The sequence below is a fragment of the Streptococcus danieliae genome, assembly GCF_009767945.1.
Lineage (GTDB): Bacteria > Bacillota > Bacilli > Lactobacillales > Streptococcaceae > Streptococcus > Streptococcus danieliae.
Genome location: NZ_WSRS01000038.1, coordinates 1 through 16507, shown reverse-complemented (window position 1 = coordinate 16507; position 16507 = coordinate 1). Strand labels below are relative to the sequence as shown.

Annotated in this window: 24 protein-coding genes and 1 pseudogene; 2 read left to right on the top strand and 23 right to left on the bottom strand. The window is 41.6% G+C overall.

Annotated elements, in window-relative coordinates; translation table 11 throughout:
- The 23 genes and pseudogenes from E5983_RS05180 to E5983_RS05070 form a co-directional block, all read right to left on the bottom strand.
- Positions 1–134 (bottom strand): IS630 transposase-related protein (locus E5983_RS05180; protein ID WP_160332216.1); only part of this gene is annotated, 134 nt, incomplete at its 3' end.
- A 38-nt stretch (positions 135–172) separates the two neighbouring features.
- A pseudogene (locus E5983_RS05175) lies at positions 173–778 on the bottom strand (DNA/RNA non-specific endonuclease); the annotation flags it as partial.
- Complete coding sequence (locus tag E5983_RS05170) at positions 775–1125, bottom strand: hypothetical protein (RefSeq protein ID WP_331251093.1); 351 nt, start codon at positions 1123–1125, stop codon at positions 775–777. The gene E5983_RS05170 and the pseudogene E5983_RS05175, both read right to left, overlap by 4 nt.
- The gene (locus E5983_RS05165) at positions 1118–1450 is read right to left on the bottom strand and encodes a hypothetical protein (RefSeq protein ID WP_160332841.1); all 333 of its coding nucleotides are present in this window, start codon (positions 1448–1450) and stop codon (positions 1118–1120) included. The genes E5983_RS05170 and E5983_RS05165 overlap by 8 nt, the downstream gene beginning before the upstream one ends.
- A 302-nt stretch (positions 1451–1752) precedes the next feature.
- The gene (locus E5983_RS05160) at positions 1753–2043 is read right to left on the bottom strand and encodes a hypothetical protein (protein ID WP_160332840.1); all 291 of its coding nucleotides are present in this window, start codon (positions 2041–2043) and stop codon (positions 1753–1755) included.
- Positions 2044–2100: 57 nt separating this feature from the next.
- Positions 2101–2919 carry a hypothetical protein gene (locus E5983_RS05155; protein WP_160332839.1) on the bottom strand — a complete coding sequence of 273 codons (819 nt, stop codon included), beginning with the start codon at positions 2917–2919 and terminating at the stop codon, positions 2101–2103.
- A gap of 16 nt (positions 2920–2935) precedes the next feature.
- Complete coding sequence (locus E5983_RS05150) at positions 2936–3937, bottom strand: hypothetical protein (protein ID WP_160332838.1); 1002 nt, start codon at positions 3935–3937, stop codon at positions 2936–2938.
- Between the two features lie 17 nt (positions 3938–3954).
- Complete coding sequence (locus tag E5983_RS05145; protein WP_331251092.1) at positions 3955–4407, bottom strand: thioredoxin; 453 nt, start codon at positions 4405–4407, stop codon at positions 3955–3957.
- On the bottom strand, positions 4404–4808 hold the full coding sequence (locus E5983_RS05140) for a hypothetical protein (RefSeq protein WP_160332837.1): 405 nt from the start codon (positions 4806–4808) through the stop codon (positions 4404–4406). The genes E5983_RS05145 and E5983_RS05140 overlap by 4 nt, the downstream gene beginning before the upstream one ends.
- A gap of 12 nt (positions 4809–4820) precedes the next feature.
- The gene (locus tag E5983_RS05135) at positions 4821–5024 is read right to left on the bottom strand and encodes a hypothetical protein (protein WP_160332836.1); all 204 of its coding nucleotides are present in this window, start codon (positions 5022–5024) and stop codon (positions 4821–4823) included.
- Positions 5025–5135: 111 nt separating this feature from the next.
- A complete protein-coding gene (locus E5983_RS05130) occupies positions 5136–6626 on the bottom strand; it encodes a primase C-terminal domain-containing protein (protein WP_160332835.1) in 1491 nt (496 codons plus the stop codon).
- 7 nt (positions 6627–6633) lie between these two features.
- Positions 6634–7134, bottom strand: a complete 501-nt coding sequence (locus tag E5983_RS05125; RefSeq protein WP_160332845.1) for a modification methylase Sau96I — start codon at positions 7132–7134, stop codon at positions 6634–6636.
- A 38-nt stretch (positions 7135–7172) separates the two neighbouring features.
- Positions 7173–7358, bottom strand: a complete 186-nt coding sequence (locus E5983_RS05120; protein ID WP_160332834.1) for a hypothetical protein — start codon at positions 7356–7358, stop codon at positions 7173–7175.
- 105 nt (positions 7359–7463) lie between these two features.
- Positions 7464–8201, bottom strand: coding sequence for a tRNA (guanosine(37)-N1)-methyltransferase TrmD (trmD, locus tag E5983_RS05115; RefSeq protein ID WP_160332844.1), 738 nt, complete (start codon positions 8199–8201; stop codon positions 7464–7466).
- Complete coding sequence (gene rimM / locus E5983_RS05110) at positions 8191–8709, bottom strand: ribosome maturation factor RimM (RefSeq protein ID WP_160332833.1); 519 nt, start codon at positions 8707–8709, stop codon at positions 8191–8193. Before rimM ends, trmD begins: the two co-directional genes overlap by 11 nt.
- 390 nt (positions 8710–9099) lie before the next feature.
- Positions 9100–9342, bottom strand: coding sequence for a KH domain-containing protein (locus tag E5983_RS05105; protein ID WP_160332832.1), 243 nt, complete (start codon positions 9340–9342; stop codon positions 9100–9102).
- A 12-nt stretch (positions 9343–9354) separates the two neighbouring features.
- The gene (gene rpsP, locus E5983_RS05100; RefSeq protein ID WP_160332831.1) at positions 9355–9627 is read right to left on the bottom strand and encodes a 30S ribosomal protein S16; all 273 of its coding nucleotides are present in this window, start codon (positions 9625–9627) and stop codon (positions 9355–9357) included.
- A 114-nt stretch (positions 9628–9741) separates the two neighbouring features.
- Positions 9742–11484: an ATP-binding protein gene (locus E5983_RS05095; protein ID WP_160332830.1), complete on the bottom strand. Its 1743-nt coding sequence runs from the start codon at positions 11482–11484 to the stop codon at positions 9742–9744.
- A gap of 11 nt (positions 11485–11495) precedes the next feature.
- Positions 11496–12560, bottom strand: a complete 1065-nt coding sequence (locus tag E5983_RS05090) for a carbamoyl phosphate synthase small subunit (RefSeq protein WP_160332829.1) — start codon at positions 12558–12560, stop codon at positions 11496–11498.
- A gap of 35 nt (positions 12561–12595) precedes the next feature.
- Positions 12596–13390, bottom strand: coding sequence for an SDR family NAD(P)-dependent oxidoreductase (locus tag E5983_RS05085; RefSeq protein ID WP_160332828.1), 795 nt, complete (start codon positions 13388–13390; stop codon positions 12596–12598).
- A 9-nt stretch (positions 13391–13399) separates the two neighbouring features.
- The gene (pyrR, locus tag E5983_RS05080) at positions 13400–13921 is read right to left on the bottom strand and encodes a bifunctional pyr operon transcriptional regulator/uracil phosphoribosyltransferase PyrR (RefSeq protein ID WP_160332827.1); all 522 of its coding nucleotides are present in this window, start codon (positions 13919–13921) and stop codon (positions 13400–13402) included.
- A 170-nt stretch (positions 13922–14091) separates the two neighbouring features.
- Positions 14092–14706, bottom strand: coding sequence for a Pr6Pr family membrane protein (locus tag E5983_RS05075; RefSeq protein WP_160332826.1), 615 nt, complete (start codon positions 14704–14706; stop codon positions 14092–14094).
- Positions 14707–14726: 20 nt separating this feature from the next.
- Positions 14727–15059, bottom strand: a complete 333-nt coding sequence (locus tag E5983_RS05070; RefSeq protein WP_160332825.1) for a zinc ribbon domain-containing protein YjdM — start codon at positions 15057–15059, stop codon at positions 14727–14729.
- Between the two features lie 186 nt (positions 15060–15245).
- On the opposite strand from E5983_RS05070, the gene E5983_RS05065 reads away from it, so the two are divergent.
- Together E5983_RS05065 and E5983_RS05060 are read left to right on the top strand one after the other, a co-directional pair.
- A complete protein-coding gene (locus E5983_RS05065) occupies positions 15246–15878 on the top strand; it encodes an MBL fold metallo-hydrolase (RefSeq protein ID WP_160332824.1) in 633 nt (210 codons plus the stop codon).
- 163 nt (positions 15879–16041) lie between these two features.
- Positions 16042–16323, top strand: a complete 282-nt coding sequence (locus E5983_RS05060; RefSeq protein ID WP_160332823.1) for a helix-turn-helix domain-containing protein — start codon at positions 16042–16044, stop codon at positions 16321–16323.
- The last annotated feature ends 184 nt before the right edge of the window (positions 16324–16507 follow it).

The following is a 16507-nucleotide window of genomic DNA, read 5'->3' as shown; positions in this document are numbered from 1 at the left end:
GTTTTCTCTTTTAATTTAATCCATTGATAAATGGTATTACGAGAAATTTGGAAAACAGTTGCTGCTTCAGAAATACTGCCAATATTCTCACAATATGAAAGAACTTTTTCACGAAAATCTACTGAATATGCCATAAAAATAGTATAGCACAAAATGTGCGGTTTTTGTTTCATTCTACTATATAATTTGCGATGCTGTTTTCATAATAGACCATCGAAGATTTTTCATCTTCAAAGTTTGCATTAAGAGCACGGGTTCCTGTAAACAGATTTCTCACATTTGCATTCTCAGCACCTAATTGAAAAGCAATCAAATGAGAACGATTATACAAATAATCCTGTTTCCCATTGAATACAATCCTCTTGTTTTTCCAGCCAGTTGGAATCACTGATGAAATATCTTCACGATCACTAGTCGGCATCAGTTCCTGCCCCAACATCGCTTCCGCAACACCCACACGATTTAAGGAGTCCAGATCACTATACTTCTCCCAAGAACCATTTTCCAAACTCAGATCTTCTGTCCTAAACTGAGCCACCTCATTCACCACAAGTACTTGATTTTGACCATCAAATACTTTTGATTTTAAGTCCTCATTCTGTCTTTGATGAGCACTATCTGAACCTGAATTTTTTTCTTCAGGAGAATCAGACAGATTTAATTGACTCGCTAAATTTTGGTAAGTAAACAGATTCCGTAAGAAAATGAAATTTTGTGGCTGTGCTAATAAGATCAAAAGAAAGCAAATACTGACTAATAAAAATTTATGCTTCTTCATCCATCACCTCTTGCTTGTCTTTCAGCAGCTAGGGCATCCACATCATCCATAAATCGCAACCAGTCCACCGTCAGCTCTTCAATAATATCTTGCTTGGCACTAAAGGCTAACAACTTAATTTCATTTTTCAGCAACAAATCCAAAATCTTTTTTTGTTGTTCCTTAATATCTGCCAAAGTTTCCGCAAACTGATTATCATACAAATCCAATCCATTATTTTCGACAATACGCTGGACTTGGGCCAACATAAATTCGTTGAAGGAAGGATAATCATGTTCCTTCTCCATCATCTGTAATTGAGAGAATACATTCTCAGGAACGTTACGAATAATAAAATTTTTAGCCACTACTTTCCACCTCCCCTTCATATTCCAACCAACGAGAAATATGATCTGTATACCGAGCCATTTTCTCCTCAAAATCTGACAATTGATCTGTCTGTTTCTGAGTCAAAAATAAAATATGGTCCGAGGTCAATTTCATATTTTCTAAGTGGGCCAAATAATTAGACTCCACCAAATTGAATTTTCCTTTCTCAATTTTTTCTCGACACATACCGAGCAAAAATTCATTAAATGATTTTACTTTTGCTTCACTCGCAAGAGACTTTAGATAATCCACTTCTTGGTAAGTTAGCCCACGAATTTTTAATTCCGTTTTCTTTACTGCCATATTCCTCTAAATCTTCTTCTTTCGAAACGCACACCTACACACACTATGTGTGAACTAAACACACATCTAAAAGGTAGGCGTAAACCTAGAAAAGAGCATAAGGGAAACTGATATCACTAGTCGTGATATGTTGATAGTATCAACGTTTCCGATGTCCCCAATTTTCTCGGCTACGCCTACTTACACACACATAGGTTACACACCTACACACACATTTTTAATCTAGCACACACATAAACACACATGAAGGACACACCTACACACACCTTATGAAATTGCTGATTTGAGTATCTTGGACCATGTTACATTGGATTCATTTCCTCATGATGTTGTCGTTCTTCTCGCTCTCTTTTGGCAGCTTCCCGTCTTGCTTTTTCTTCTTCTTTAATGATTGCCCATTCCGTTTTTAAGTCCTCCAAAATTTGTTCATAAGACAAATCTCGGTTGTTTTTCAGTTGAATCTGAACGTAAATTTTACCGATTTGTTTTTGAAAATTTTCTTCCGCAAGCTTTTTCTCCTGTTCCAGTAAAACAACTTTTTTCTTTGCTTCTTCCAACTCTAAATCAATTTTTTTAAGATCTTTTTTTGCCATTTGATGGCCTCCTTTACTGTGATAATTTTAGTATAAGGGATAATCGTTTTTCTGAATTTAAGCGGACAAGTCAGGGGGAAATCTGAAAGTCTTGTTTTGATTAACTTTGACTATAATCAAGGTATAACTGAGTCTCTCAAATCCAAATGGATAGACTTTAAAAACAAGATAATACTGAACAGCACTATCTTGAAAAACTCGTTCAGGTGCTCTTCTTGACCAAACTACTTTTGAGCCAATTTCAGTTCTTACTTCTCTATTCAAAAATGACAATTCTACAATTCCCTGATAGTCTTGTTTCACCACATTCTGATTAATCCTTCTCATCCGCTTATCCGCATCCCTTTCCTCCACATCCACATGAAGTGAAGATTCGGGAGGCAAATCTTCTACTGTTTTTCCATTCCTTAGGTACTCTTTGTCAATCACTTTTTGGAAGAGGTAACTCTCAAATAGTTTTGATTGAAAAACATCCACTAGTCGTCCTCCAACTAGGTTCATTAGACATAGCAGAATCAAACGATTCAGTACCAATGCGGAAAAATGATCTTGATAAACAGAACTGCTTCCTGCTACAAAAAATACTAAGGCCATTACAGATTGAAAGAAAATTCTTAGCCTCATCGGATCACTTGATAAACCTACATGAAGTAAATTTTCTAAACACTTAACCAAAAGTAAAATCACAAAAATATACACTGCCATTTCTCGCAAATCATGGGACATGGGAGATGTCATCAAAACCACCAATACTCCATAAAAGAAATAACGCTGAGCTGTCACCACAAACCTAAACAGCCAATGTAAACTACAAACAAGAGATAATTTCAGACCATTTTTTTTGAACAATCTCCGTTTATGTGCGAAACCTCTCATACAATTTCCTCCCAAACTATTTCATCTCTACGGTCTCAATCGGACTTAAAAATTCAAATGTCCCATCTTTAACGGCAGCTTCTCTTTTTTTCAAACTCTCAACTTTTTCTCTCAGTTTACCAATGTTATTCTCAGCTGTTCGGATGGAATTTTGTTTCACCTCAATGTTACTTTCCAACAAGTTCATATCTCTTTGAGCTTCACTCAACTCATCACCAGTCAAATACTGAGCTTCCTTCTCCAATCCTTTTTGACGTGATTCATCATCTTCAATAGCTGCCTCAAGAAGCACAATGGAGTTCTTCAACTTTTTAATCTGCTGCTCTTGAAAAGATCGTTCTTCTGCAATTTCTGAGAGGGCAAATTCTTCCCGAGAAACATCTTGAATTTCCTTTCTCTGCAGCTGTTTATTCTGCATCGCCACATAGAATTGAACAACATTTTCCTTCGCCGTATCTTCTTTTTTTGTTGTAAGAACATCATTAGAAGATGCTGCAATGCTGACATCAATGGAGCTTGTAGAAACAGTTTTATTAGTCACATCAATAGCGTAAGCATCAAAGTTTTTAGGAACATTTTTCAAAATAACAGAGATTTTATCGTCTGTGATTGGGATAATCTCCATGGTCGTGTCGGCTGATTTATTTCGAGCATATAAATTCCATTCTAACCGTTTCGTATCAATTCCTCGATTGATGGGAGACGTGGCATCCTTTGTTTCAAATTGCAAAACAATGATCCCTGTACTTGGAGAATAGAGTTGATTTGTTAGACGAATTTCTCCTGTACCATTTACAAAGGACTGCTTTGTTTTTAGCTGCTCATCCGTGTAAACAAGTTTTTGAGGAGAATAGATAGCTCCCAGCAATAAACACATCCAAGTTCCAAACAAGACCGAAAAAATTAATAATTTTCGCTTGATAATATTCTCTTGAAACCAGGTTCTTATGGCTAAAATTAGTCGAACTAACCGCCCTTGTCTCACTTTGGCCAACCAATTTTTCATTCCTTCAATCATAGTTTTTCTCCTCCTCACTACTTCATCAATTTACGCAAAGAGGCTCGATTAACTTCAATTTGACCAGAAGAATTGTCATAAGCATACTCTACTACCTCTGATTTTCCTTCACGGATCCGAACCAATGAAGCAGCTCTTTCGACCTTATATTTTTTAACCAAGAACTGTCCGTCTTCCGTATCAACATTGATATAGAATGTTGGAATATCGCTAGCCTGTGCTGCTTCTATAATGGCTTGTTTGCCTGCTTGGCAATACGGACAACCCTCTTTGTAAAAGACCAAATTAGATGTCTCTTTCTCCACTGAATCCACATAAACTCTTTCTGTTAAACGAGAATCATAGTCCCTAACAAGATACTCAGAAACCAGCAAATTTCCACCTATCAGTGCCAAGCTCCCCAACACAAGCACAACCAATGAAACAAGCGTAAGCTTTACGATCATCCAGTTATCTTTCACTCCATTCACCCCTTCTCCTCAAACTCAAATAAATCTCCCTGGACCATAGACTGTCTCGTATAGCTTCTCAATTCCTCCGTGAAATCAGCAAATACCTGATTCATCTTATTGAACTCCAACGGGTCAAAATGTTCATAGATTCTAACAATCGGTAACATAGGAACCCCATCCTTCTTCTCACCCCTTAAAAAATCTTTCACTCGCCGATCTGTTCCAATAACACCATCTACTCTGAGCAATGCTGGAATGCTCGTAATAGCTTCATCCGTTCGATAAAAAGAAACAGCAATATCACCTGGCTTAATCATCTCAAATTCAGGAGTTCCCTTCTTAACTTTGAAATGATAAGCCAAAGATTCCTGGCCAACTGCTGTAAGGTAATAAGCACGTACAATTTTCACATCTGCCATATCAGTCTCCTCCTAACATACCTTTTGAATCCGAAATGGAGCTTGATAAAACTCAGTAAACTGAATCACTCTCTTTGTTCGTTGAATCGGTTCTGGCTTTCTAAATCTTGCTTTCATGTACTGATAGGCTAGACCCTTGCTTTCAAAAACCAAGAGACAATTATTCTCATCAAACAAATAATCACCTTCTGCAAAACTAAAAATAGCGTATTTCATCAAATCATTCCTTTCTAAATAAAACAGCAACCTATTTTTCTAAAACCAGCCTTTAAAAATACTGGTCCAGTATCCTAGATATAATGTAATGGCACTTTGCGGGTTTAAATTCTACCCTGTGTCAACCTCAAATAACAAACTCGATTCTTCATAAGTAAAACCTCCTTTAACCCTTCTAACAATCGCCGTAACCACTTCCACAGTCTCTTCAAAGTAAGCAGCAATAGCCTGCAAATAAGCTGATTGAGCTTCCTTCTTCGCCTGAATAAAGGCAAGTGCTATGCTCTTAACCGAGGCAATTCTAAGGCCACCGTTACGCCCTGCTTTCACAGTAAAAAGAATTTTATGTTTCTCTTTTAACGAGTTTAAAACCTTGTCAAAAGAGCGCTCTGGGACACCTATCTCTTCCCTCATCTTCTTCTTTGTCGTCTGTAGAAACGGATCCTGAGAAACCTCTAGCTGATTCAAATAAGCCATAACATCTGCTTCCCACTCATGAAGATGGCTGTTCTTTCTCAGACTCCTCTTCTTCTTGAATTTATACCAGCCTTGCGTTATAAACAACTCTGATTTCCTTATATCGTCACGAATCCAGGAACGGCACAAGATTAGAATATAGTCTCTATTAGCAGCCTCATACTTCCCTGAGTAAGCAGACCGAATAATCTTCTCCAGTTCAGAATTTGAGAGAGGCTCAAGCAATCGTCCATTGAATTTCCCCAAAACGTCCTCACAATCGACCTGGGAGATACCACTTGAGAAATTGGCAAGCGCTAGGGTAAATAGAGCATTATTCCGTCCCATCAAGTCCTTATGTCCCTTAATTTCCCCTTGTTGAAGTAGTAACTGGTACCATGGCTCATCAATCTGCTTGATTCCCTTTGTTCCACTAATCACGCTTAAATTAGATTTTTTCTTTGGAAAAGGCAGCTCAGACTGCTTCATAGACCATTCCAACCACTCTTGAAAGGAATACATATAATCTGCATCAAAAAATTCAACATTCTCTTCTGATGGGATTCGTGCAATTCCGAAGTGATTACAGGTTAAATCAACTGGTAGTGTTTCTGCAAAATAGTTTCGTAGATTCTGAGAAATAGCTTTCGCAACTTTAACTACCTGGAATTTTGAAGTTCTAGTTACATAGGCAGCTTCTTTTAGCGCAAAGTAAGCCTGGTAGCCATGGTCCGATTTTAGGATAAGGGTTGGCATAAAGCCCAGGTCCAGTGATGCCGTTAAAATATCTCCAACAGTCATTTCTTCAGCTGAAGAAGCAATGTCAAAGTCAATGTAGAAAGTATTGATTTGACGCAGATTCTCTTCAGAATGCCCACAGGTAATCTGTCTCTTCTCATCACTATAAGAACCAAAACGGTAAACATTTGGGGTCCAATGAGTAAAATCCCCATTATTCTCTGATAAACCTTCAACAGACGTCAACACTAGTCCTCGTGCTTGAATCATGTGTTTCTTAGAACGGTAAGCAAAGATAGCTCCTCGCATCTCAGGATCTGATCTGACAGGCTGCAAATGGCTGTTTTTATACTTATGATCTCGTAAGCCATCTTTAAGGATTGTCTTGTAACATAGGTCTAAATTCATATCAATCTCAATCTAAATTAATTTTTAAACTCTTCGGAAGAACAGATGAAGGTTCAGCAAAGCCCGCCTTTAAATCCTTTTTAAAATAAAACTGTGGCTCCGCTGTCTTTACAAATTGACTCCTTGACCAATTTCTACGCAATCGAGTATTCGTAAGAGACACCTTCGATTCAATTTCCCGAAAACGAAATCCAAGTGATAAGTAAGTAGTCACAATCTCGTTAACATGATCTTTCTTCTTCTGACTTCTAACACGAGAATGTAACTCAAGTTTGACATCTTCATTTTGTAAACTCTTCTGATAAAGAATGTAGAGAGAGCGCATCTCCTCAATCTTTTTTTGCCAACTTAAACTGTAAGGTTGGCCTGAATATTTATTGATGAGATGACTTACTGGTTCTTTAAACTTCATCTGAACAGAATCAAAATCTCCTAGATCCTTAAAAGGATCAATAAAACCTAGAGGCTCACTCTCTAATAACTTCTGATAGAAACAGTTGCTCATAATCTATTCTCCTTTATCAGAAACACAAACTAAGCATTCTTTCAAAAAACAAAAGGTATATCCAGATCTTCAAACATATCCATCTGATACCAGCTGTCTACAGGTTCTTCAAGTAAATCATCAGCAATAGAAACAGATTCGTCTAAATCTTTTTCCATTGGCTCATGGACTATTACTTCATGAATACTCAAAGTAGACAAAGTCATAACAATTTCAAGATTGTTCATTTTCTAACCTCCTTTCAATTTTTTATCGAACAAAAAAAGAGAGTAGATGAATCTACTCTCCTATAATATTTTTGTCTATTCTATTCTAAAAACTCTTACCACTTACTAGAACAATTCCTCAATTTCTCGATTTTCTTGAATCATCTGCAAAAATTTCTCTTCTTCTTTGCTTAGAGAATAACTCTCCAACAGATCTGGTCGCCTTATTAGAGTTTTTTTCAAACTTTGAAAAAGACGCCATTGGCGAATATGCTCGTGGTGACCACTCATCAAAATGTCTGGTACAGTCATCCCTCGAAAATCATAAGGCCGTGTGTACTGAGGATACTCCAAAAGACCGGACGAAAAACTATCGTCTGTATGACTGCTTTCCTTGCCAATCACCTGGGGTACCAGGCGGACTGTCGCATCGATGATGGTCATGGCAGCCAATTCGCCCCCTGTGAGGACATAATCCCCCAAGGAAATCTCATCGGTTACCAAGGGCTTAATCCGCTCGTCATAGCCCTCATAATGGCCACAAATAAAGATTAGATTTTCCTCCTGGGACAGCTCCTCGGCATAGGCCTGATCAAAGGAGCGACCAGCTGGATCCAATAGAATGACCCGTGCCTTGTCTCGTCCTGGAATAGCTTCAATTGCGTCATAAATTGGCTGCGCCCGCAAGAGCATCCCCTGACCTCCCCCATAGGGCTCGTCGTCCACATGGCGGGCCTTTTCTGCCGATTCCCGGAAATTGTGGTAAGAAATCTCTAACAAGCCTTTCTCCCGAGCCTTGCCAACAATCGAATGCTCGAGGGGCGAAAACATTTCCGGAAACAGGGTCAAAATATCAATTCTCATCATCTAGTCCTTCCGGTACCTCAACCAAGATACGACCAGCTTCCAGATCGACCTCCAAAACAACTGGCGGAATATAAGGGAGAAGCAAATCACTCTTCCCCTTGCGTTTCACTACCCAGACATCATTGGCTCCTGGCTGCAGGATTTCTTTAATTTCTCCTAATAATTGGTCCCCTTCATAAACAGGGAGGCCAATAATTTCATGGTAGTAAAAAGCGCCTTCTTCTAATTCGCTGAGGTCTTCAACTGCAACTTTTAAGCTGTAGGTTTTGTACTTCTCAATGTCATTGATATGGTACATCCCCTTAAATTTGATAATATCAAATTGCTTAACCTTGCGGTGGCTATGAATTTCTACCATTTGGACAAATTGATCCTGGGGATCAAACAAGGCCAATTGATTGCCTTTTTTAAAGCGCTCTTCTGAAAAATCACTCACGGATAAGACCCGCATCTCTCCCTGTAACCCTTGGGTATTGACGATCTTTCCAACGTTTAGATACTCCATCTTTTTCTCCATTTTTACGAAAAAAGAGGCTGGGACAAAAGTCTAGCCTCACTAACTTTGGTTAACAAAATGCCTTTGACACAGTAGCTGATTGGGTCTAACAGCATTGTATGCTGTTAGAGAGTACCAAATCTTGTTTGCGAAGCAAACTCCAATCGTTCGCTTTTCAAGCTCGGAAGAGGGCCTAATTAGCCTTGCGGGAGTGGGATGGAAAAGGTCTTGAAGACCTTTTTCACCCGAGCCTAAAAATACGGACGCGAGGTAGGTTCGGGGAACCTTTTCAACCTGAGCCAAGAAATTAAGAAAGCGAATAAACTACATTTTTTCAAATTTAGTTCTGTCCCACTCCCAAAATAGCTTCTTCAAATACTCGGATGACTAAAAGCAAAACTAATCTTGCTCGTCAATCACAATCCGAACTTTTTTTGAATCAATTGGGACCGAATAAACAATCGTCCTTATCGCGGAGATAGTCCGACCTTTCCGACCGATCACACGACCAACATCTGATGAATGCAGGTCTAGATGATACTCCAGAAACTCAGGCGTATCTTCGATACGAATCGTTAATTGGTCTGGATGTGAAATCAAGGGTTTCACAATTGCAATAATGAGATTTTCAATCGTGTCCATAAGCTAACCTTTTTATTTAGAGTATTTTGACTCGTGGAATTTCTTCATGATTCCAGCTTTTGAAAGAATGTTACGTACTGTGTCAGATGGTTGCGCACCATTTTCCAACCATGCCAAAACGCGCTCTTCTTTAAGAGTTACTTGGTTTTCTTCTACAAGTGGGTTGTAAGTTCCAACTGTTTCGATGAAACGACCATCACGTGGTGCACGTGAATCTGCAACGTTAATACGGTAGAAAGGTTTCTTTTTAGAACCCATACGAGTCAAACGGATTTTAACTGCCATTTTATAAATTCTCTTTTCTAATACTTTTTCTTTTGTTAAGGAAACTCAACAATAGCTATTCTAACACCTTCTCAAAAAGCTGTCAAGAAAAAAACTTGACAGCTTTAAAATTTTTTAATCAAATCCATCTCGGGTATAGAAGTTACGTAAGTTTAAGCTCCGAATCTCAGGGCTGCCGTAAAGTTTATCCGGGTCCTCTAACAATAAGACTTGGTCAATTAGTTCTGGAATCAACGGCTCTAGGTATTGCTTTAAGCCGACTTCTAGGGGACTATTGCTGCCCACCAAAATAGATTCCTTCCAAAGGTCTTGTCCTAGCCAAGGATCCTGGTCGGAATAGAGGAAAACGGTGCTGGGGTGAACACTTTGTTGGGCCTCATTCTCCATTTCATAGCTGGAATAATAGGCTACTGCAAAACCGACCCAGCCTTCAATCTCTTTATAGGTTGGGAGGATTCCTTCTGCCACCCGTAAGTCCCAAATATCCTCTTCTGACTCCTTCCACAATTGGGCAATTCGTCGATCGGATAAACCAAAGGCCTTGGCTTGGCGCAGCTGGTTTAAATCTCCTGGATTATCAGCCAATTCTTTTTCCAAGCTAACAACCCCTTTTAAAGCCTCTAAAAAGAGCGAATCAATATGCGTGAGTCCCTGAATATAGGCAACAGACAAGCCACGTCGTAAGGCTTCTAAAAGATAAAGGAGGCGGTCAGAACGCTGACGGACCAAATGATCAATCAAATCTTCCTCGCTCAGGCGCTCCAAGGGAAAATCGACCCGCGCTTCCAAGACCGCCAGACCCTTGAGCAGAGTCGCCTCTAAATTGCGGGCATAGGCATAAAATTGCCCCGTGGATTGTCTCGTAAGACCACTATCCCCGGCTAGCTCCTGGCTAAAGTCCAGCGGAAAGCGAGCTACCAAATAGTCCATAGCTGGCTCACCCGCTTTCCAGCCTGGCATGCTTTGAACAGATTTTCCCTCTAAAATATGGAGCATCAGTTCCGCCATAGGCAGGCGTAGAATCTGACTCATCATAAGCGCACTGTCATTCAATCCCAGACCTACTTGCAAGAGGAAGGCCTGTTCCTTCTTGGGATTCCAGGCAAAGCGTAAGGAGATGATCCCCTGGAGGCCCAGACCTCGGGCTAGCCGAATCGAATAATTTCGTAAAAATTGTAGGGCTGAATCAGCCAAACTTTGTACGGGAAAAACCAGCGTCGCATCATCACGATGCAAGCCAACAGGCTCAATATGCTCCGCCGTTCCCAACACAAAACTTGAATCAAAGGAATCCCGCACCAGGACTAATTCGATTTCTCGTAAGCCTTTCATAGGACTCTCGATATAGTAGGGCAAGGGCAGCACCAAGTCCTGAAAAGACTCATAAGCCGCTTGCAGTTCCTCCGTATTCCCAACCGTAATCGGTTCCTGGCCATGCATCTGTAGGGAGTCTCGGAGTAAGACTGGAAAAGACAGATCTTCTAACCGTTCCTGCAAATCCTCCCAACCATAAATCAATTGGCTCTTGGTCATATTCAAACCTAGGTGCTCCAGTTGCGCCTGAAACAGTTCAGGATATAAGAGATACTCTAGAGAACTAGCTGGATAACTATGCCATTTGGACCGCATCTGAGGCCATACCTCTAATTTCTGGACCTCAATCAGTAGATCAATCAAATCTCGGTTTAAAAACAAGGGAAAGATAGTAGCATCAGGATGCTCCATCAAATCCTTCAGCAGGGCTTCTAAGTCTTGAAAAGGATGATGAAGCCAGCTTTTGTTTTTTTGCAAGAGACGGTTTAAGGTTCGCTCCTGATTCTGATTTAATTCACTTGGTGTCAAGACTAACTTTTTCAAACAGGACCTCCTTACCCTAGTAAACCGAAAAACTCATCCAGTAGGTAGACCAGATCATGAGGGCCTGGTGATCCCTCCGGGGAAAACTGAACTGAAAGGACTGGACGACGGCGGTGACGATAACCAATTACATAGTCCTGTTCCAGGGTCACATGAGTAGCCAACAGATGTTTGGGGAATTGCTTCCGCTTAATCGGGTATTGATGGTAATAATCCGCAATTAGAACTTGGTTGGTGAGCGGTTCATAGAGAGCATGACGTCCACTTATAGGCTGGGACAATTGCTCTAACTCCGCCCGATTGGCCAAGGCCAAGAGCAAATGGCCCAAGCCAATCGCTAAGACCGGATAACAATCCTGGAGCTGCAATAAGGTCTCCAGCAAGGCAGGTGTCCCCAAATAGCGGGGATCCCCTGGTCCACTAGACAGCACAATGGCATCTGGTTGGTACAAACGGATTTTTTCCAAGGGAGTGTCATAGGGGAGTACCACAATATTGCTTGAACGCTTGGACAACTCTCTCAGCAAGGCGTGCTTCACACCAAAATCCAAGAGCACAATATTCTTCCCGACTCCAGGAACTGGGAAGGGAGCCCGGGTTGAGGCCTGGCGAGCATCATCCTTGGGCAAGACCGTCGCTACCAGCTGGTCTAAAATATGGTGCAAACTATCCCCTTCATCAGCTATGGTCGCCTTCAGGGGGCCTTCTTTTTGCAAGATACGCGCCAGAGCTCGGGTATCAATCCCCTGAATCCCCGTAATACCTTTGGCTTTCAGATAGGCATCCAAGTCTTGTTCCTGCTTCCAGAAGGAACTCTGGGGCCGATAAACGGACACAATCACGGCCCGACAGGAGGGTTGGAGGGACTCATCTAGTTCTCGATAAAAACCGGTATTGCCTATACGTGGGTAAGTAAAGGCTAGCAACTGCCCACTATAGGTTTGATTGGAAATGATCTCCTGATGTCCACTGGTATGATGGGATAAAATCAGATTGCCTGTAACATCCTGATCCGCTCCTAATGGCCGGCCTTCAAAGACACGACCATTTTCCAAGATGAGTAATCTTTTTATCATCACTTCCCTCCTTCCATTTAGTTCATTCGTAGTTTTTATTTAAAATTTGCGAAACGTAAGGTCAGCCAGCGAGCCAGTCCTGGAAAAAAGCGCTGTCCCAGATAGGCCAGGCGCATAGTAAAGGGCAGATTGACCTCTCTTGGCATGGATCCAGTCCGCACCACCAAATCCACCAACTTCTGAGCCACCTGATCCGCATCCATCGCAAAGCGATCTACATTTTTAATGTAATCCTGCATGGCCGAGCTATGCTTAAAAAAGGGCGTTCGGACTGGACCGGGATTGACCACCGTTACTGGGATTCCCAAGGGTTCCAGTTCCATCCCCAAAACACTGGCATAGGTATTGATCGCACTCTTGCTGGCTGCATACACCGAGGATTGTGGGGTCGGGAGCTTGGCTGACATCGAGGCCACCACTAGGAGCTTACCCTCGCCCTGCGTCACCATCTGGCGGCCAACAGCTTGGAGCAAGACAATCCCCGACAAGGTATTGACTTGAAACTGAGTTTCTACGTTTTTCAACTCCTGCTCCAAGGCTGGCTTGAAATCTCCCATACCAGCGACATGCAACAAGACATCCAAGCGCCCAAACTTAGCCCGAACTACTTCAACCAGGTCTGGAATCGACTCCAGCTGGGTCAAATCCAAGGGATAAACAAGCACCTCTAGATCTCCCATTTGCTGCAAGTCCTGGGCCATCTGCTCCAATTTTTGCTGGTTCCGCGCCACTAAGACTAGCGATAAATTGGGAATTTGAGCCAGAAGCCGAGCTGTAGCTTCACCAATGCCACTGGATGCACCGGTCAGCACCACAACCGATTTTGTCATTTAATACTCCTACTCACTTTCACTAAGCAGGACACAATCCTGGCCATCCAACTCAGTTAACTGAACAGAGATTTGTTCTTTGGAGCTAGTCGGGATGTTTTTACCAACATAGTCTGGCCGAATCGGCAGTTCCCGATGCCCCCGGTCCACCAAAACGGCTAAGGATACCTTATTCGGCCGGCCGCGACTAATCAGAGCGTCAATGGCTGCCCGAATGGTTCGGCCTGTGTAGAGTACATCATCTACCAAAATGAGATTCCGCTTGTCGACATCAAAGGGAATCACAGAGGTATCCTCTCCTCCCTTTTGGTCATCCCGAAAAGGATTGGTGTCCAGCTCACCCAAGGGAATTTGGATCCCTTCCAATTGCTCCAAGCGTTCTTGGATCCGTTTGGCCAGATAAACGCCCCTGCGTTTAATCCCTACCAAGGCCAATTGGTCCAAATCCTTATTCCGCTCCATAATTTCATAAATGATGCGCGTGATTGCCCGCTTCAGTGTCACATCATCAACAACTTCTTTGACCCGCATGTCTCAAATCTCCTTTTTGCAAACTAAAAACCTCCTTATACAAGGAGGTTCCACAAAATAAACTGTACCCAGTTTCTTCCATCTGACTCTCCTTGCCTGCCTCACGGGACAGAATTAAAGGAAAACTTTCTTGAATTAGGGTAGCATTTTTTTACCTTTTTTGCAAGAAACTAAACAAGCTTCTTACGGTTTTTCCATCTTTTTTGTTTAAAAGCCCATAAAAGATAAGCAACCAACAAATAGGCCACAAAAATAACGGCTGCATGCCGGATGACATAGGCCGGGCCATATTCATGAACATCTAGGAAATAATAGGCAAAGGGACTGTGCTTAGCTCCTGGAATCGGCCATTTTAAAACCAAACCATTGACCAGAGCTAGGCCTAGATAATACATGGGGAAAAAGGTCCACAGCCAGGGATCAAAGAGGCGATATTGCCGTGGCGGATCCCATAGCAAGGTATCCGAAACAAAGGCCAGAGGTACCAAATAATGAACTAAGAGATTTTTCAAGGTGTAAAAATCTTCCGGAGCCGCCGCTGGTGCTAGCAAAACATGGTAGACCACAAAGGTGATTAAAATCGCCATGGTCACACCAGCCTTAACCCGGTAAAAACCCTGGCTTCGTTTTTGGGAGCGAGTCCAGAGAGTATAGTAAAGAAATAGCCAAACCAGAATGTTTGATTGAAGGGTATAATACAACAACATCCCCCAACCATCTTCAAGGATTTCTAAACTAATACCAATGGTCGAAAGGATCAACAAGAGAAACCGGTAACTGAGCATAAATCTTGTTTATCCTACAATTAAACCTTTTTCACAAATTCAGATTTCAATTTCATAGCTCCAAAGCCATCGATTTTACAATCGATATTGTGATCTCCTTCAACCAGGCGGATATTTTTAACCTTAGTTCCTTGTTTCAAATCTTTTGGAGCCCCTTTCACCTTGAGATCCTTAATCAAGGTTACCGTATCACCATCTGCCAATTTCACACCGTTGGCATCAAGGGCTACAAGTCCTTCCTCAACTTCTGCATTTGGGTCCCACTCATAGGCACATTCTGGACAGACCAAAAGGAGGCCATCTTCATAGACATATTCAGAGTTACATTTTGGACAATTTGGTAGAGTATTCATGCTCTTCCTCCATTTTTCATTTTAGTACATGGAACATTATAGCAGTCCAGCTTCATTTGGTCAAAATTTTATAAAATGTCTTTCTTCTGGGCCTCCAAAATCCCCGATGTCGTCCCTCCAGTTTCCTCTCCCTATCCTCGTAAAGTTTCGGCTGAACATGGTATACTGGTAGAGAAAGGAGTTTCTATGCCAATTCATCAATCCTTTAATCCCCTAGCAGGGGAAAACACCTATTACTTAGAGTCTGAAAGCTCTGTCATTTTGGTAGACCCAGGTAGTGACTTAGATCGTATTCTGGAGCAACTACAGGCTTTAAACAAGCCCTTAAGTGCGATTTTTCTAACCCATACCCACTACGACCATATTTTTTCCCTGGAAGCCATTCGCAAGCGCTATCAACATCCACCGGTCTATGTTTCCCCGCTGGAAGCCGATTGGTTGTTGGATCCGATCAAAAACCTATCCGGATTGGGACGCCACCAAGATTTACCAGATATTGTCTGTCAGCCTGCAGAAGTCCTCTTTGAGACTGGCCAGGACCTGGTCATCGGTGATTTCTCGTTTCGAGTTCTAGCAACTCCTGGGCATTCCATCGGCGGAATTTCCCTGGTTTGGGAGGCGGAAGAGGCTGTCCTGACGGGCGACTGCCTCTTCAAGGAAACGATTGGCCGCTGGGATTTGCCAACCGGAAATCAGCAGGTCTTGTTAAACTCGATTCGGGAACAGCTCTTTTCACTTCCGGATCACTACCGGGTTTTTCCAGGTCATGGTTCCAGTACTTCGATCGGCCATGAGAAAAAACACAATCCCTTTTTCTAATATTTCTTCAAAATAGATCTTTCTGTTTATTGTGTTTACACTTAAATTTTGCTATAGTAATAAAAAATATATCATACCTAATGAAATTCGAATCATTTCAAATAGAGAGGCTTGACAAGGTCAGATATTGAAATGAAATGAGTATAAAGTGGGGAGTAGCTCTATGTTTGACAGTAAAAAATTAAGAAAACGTCGCTTAGAATTGAACCTTCGTCAGGAAGATATCTATCAAATTTTGGCTGTCCCCCGATCGCTCTATGCAAAGTGGGAATCCGGCGCCCAAATTCCAACCTATCAGCAGGTCTTGCAATTATCCAAGATCCTATCGGTTGAAGACACATACCTGATTGACCCCAAAGATATTTTTAACATTTATCTAAAACTATCCAAGAAAAACAAAAAGAAGGTCGTCGAATTTGCCTACCACCTTTATCGACAACAGTAAAAGCCAGTCCACACGGACTGGCTTTTATTTGTGGCTCTTTGTCAAGTTGTGTGGAATCCCTGAAAACTGACAGTTTTAGGCTTTTATTATTTAGCTTTTTAATAAGGGTGTTGAGATGGTTTTAACGTCAATCCGAATCCGGCTTCTTTCGAATTTCTATGAGATGCTTTCCCTGTGGTGGGGG

Coding starts and splice junctions, on each gene's coding strand:
- E5983_RS05105 (WP_160332832.1), bottom strand. CDS start 9,342: ATGGACACGATTGAAAATCTCATTATTGCAATTGTGAAACCCTTGATT.
- E5983_RS05135 (WP_160332836.1), bottom strand. CDS start 5,024: ATGAAATACGCTATTTTTAGTTTTGCAGAAGGTGATTATTTGTTTGAT.
- E5983_RS05075 (WP_160332826.1), bottom strand. CDS start 14,706: ATGCTCAGTTACCGGTTTCTCTTGTTGATCCTTTCGACCATTGGTATT.
- E5983_RS05130 (WP_160332835.1), bottom strand. CDS start 6,626: ATGAATTTAGACCTATGTTACAAGACAATCCTTAAAGATGGCTTACGA.
- E5983_RS05165 (WP_160332841.1), bottom strand. CDS start 1,450: ATGGCAGTAAAGAAAACGGAATTAAAAATTCGTGGGCTAACTTACCAA.
- E5983_RS05085 (WP_160332828.1), bottom strand. CDS start 13,390: ATGACAAAATCGGTTGTGGTGCTGACCGGTGCATCCAGTGGCATTGGT.
- rpsP (WP_160332831.1), bottom strand. CDS start 9,627: ATGGCAGTTAAAATCCGTTTGACTCGTATGGGTTCTAAAAAGAAACCT.
- trmD (WP_160332844.1), bottom strand. CDS start 8,201: ATGAGAATTGATATTTTGACCCTGTTTCCGGAAATGTTTTCGCCCCTC.
- E5983_RS05120 (WP_160332834.1), bottom strand. CDS start 7,358: ATGAACAATCTTGAAATTGTTATGACTTTGTCTACTTTGAGTATTCAT.
- E5983_RS05065 (WP_160332824.1), top strand. CDS start 15,246: ATGCCAATTCATCAATCCTTTAATCCCCTAGCAGGGGAAAACACCTAT.
- E5983_RS05070 (WP_160332825.1), bottom strand. CDS start 15,059: ATGAATACTCTACCAAATTGTCCAAAATGTAACTCTGAATATGTCTAT.
- E5983_RS05150 (WP_160332838.1), bottom strand. CDS start 3,937: ATGATTGAAGGAATGAAAAATTGGTTGGCCAAAGTGAGACAAGGGCGG.
- E5983_RS05060 (WP_160332823.1), top strand. CDS start 16,042: ATGTTTGACAGTAAAAAATTAAGAAAACGTCGCTTAGAATTGAACCTT.
- E5983_RS05155 (WP_160332839.1), bottom strand. CDS start 2,919: ATGAGAGGTTTCGCACATAAACGGAGATTGTTCAAAAAAAATGGTCTG.
- E5983_RS05140 (WP_160332837.1), bottom strand. CDS start 4,808: ATGGCAGATGTGAAAATTGTACGTGCTTATTACCTTACAGCAGTTGGC.
- E5983_RS05090 (WP_160332829.1), bottom strand. CDS start 12,560: ATGATAAAAAGATTACTCATCTTGGAAAATGGTCGTGTCTTTGAAGGC.
- rimM (WP_160332833.1), bottom strand. CDS start 8,709: ATGGAGTATCTAAACGTTGGAAAGATCGTCAATACCCAAGGGTTACAG.
- pyrR (WP_160332827.1), bottom strand. CDS start 13,921: ATGCGGGTCAAAGAAGTTGTTGATGATGTGACACTGAAGCGGGCAATC.
- E5983_RS05160 (WP_160332840.1), bottom strand. CDS start 2,043: ATGGCAAAAAAAGATCTTAAAAAAATTGATTTAGAGTTGGAAGAAGCA.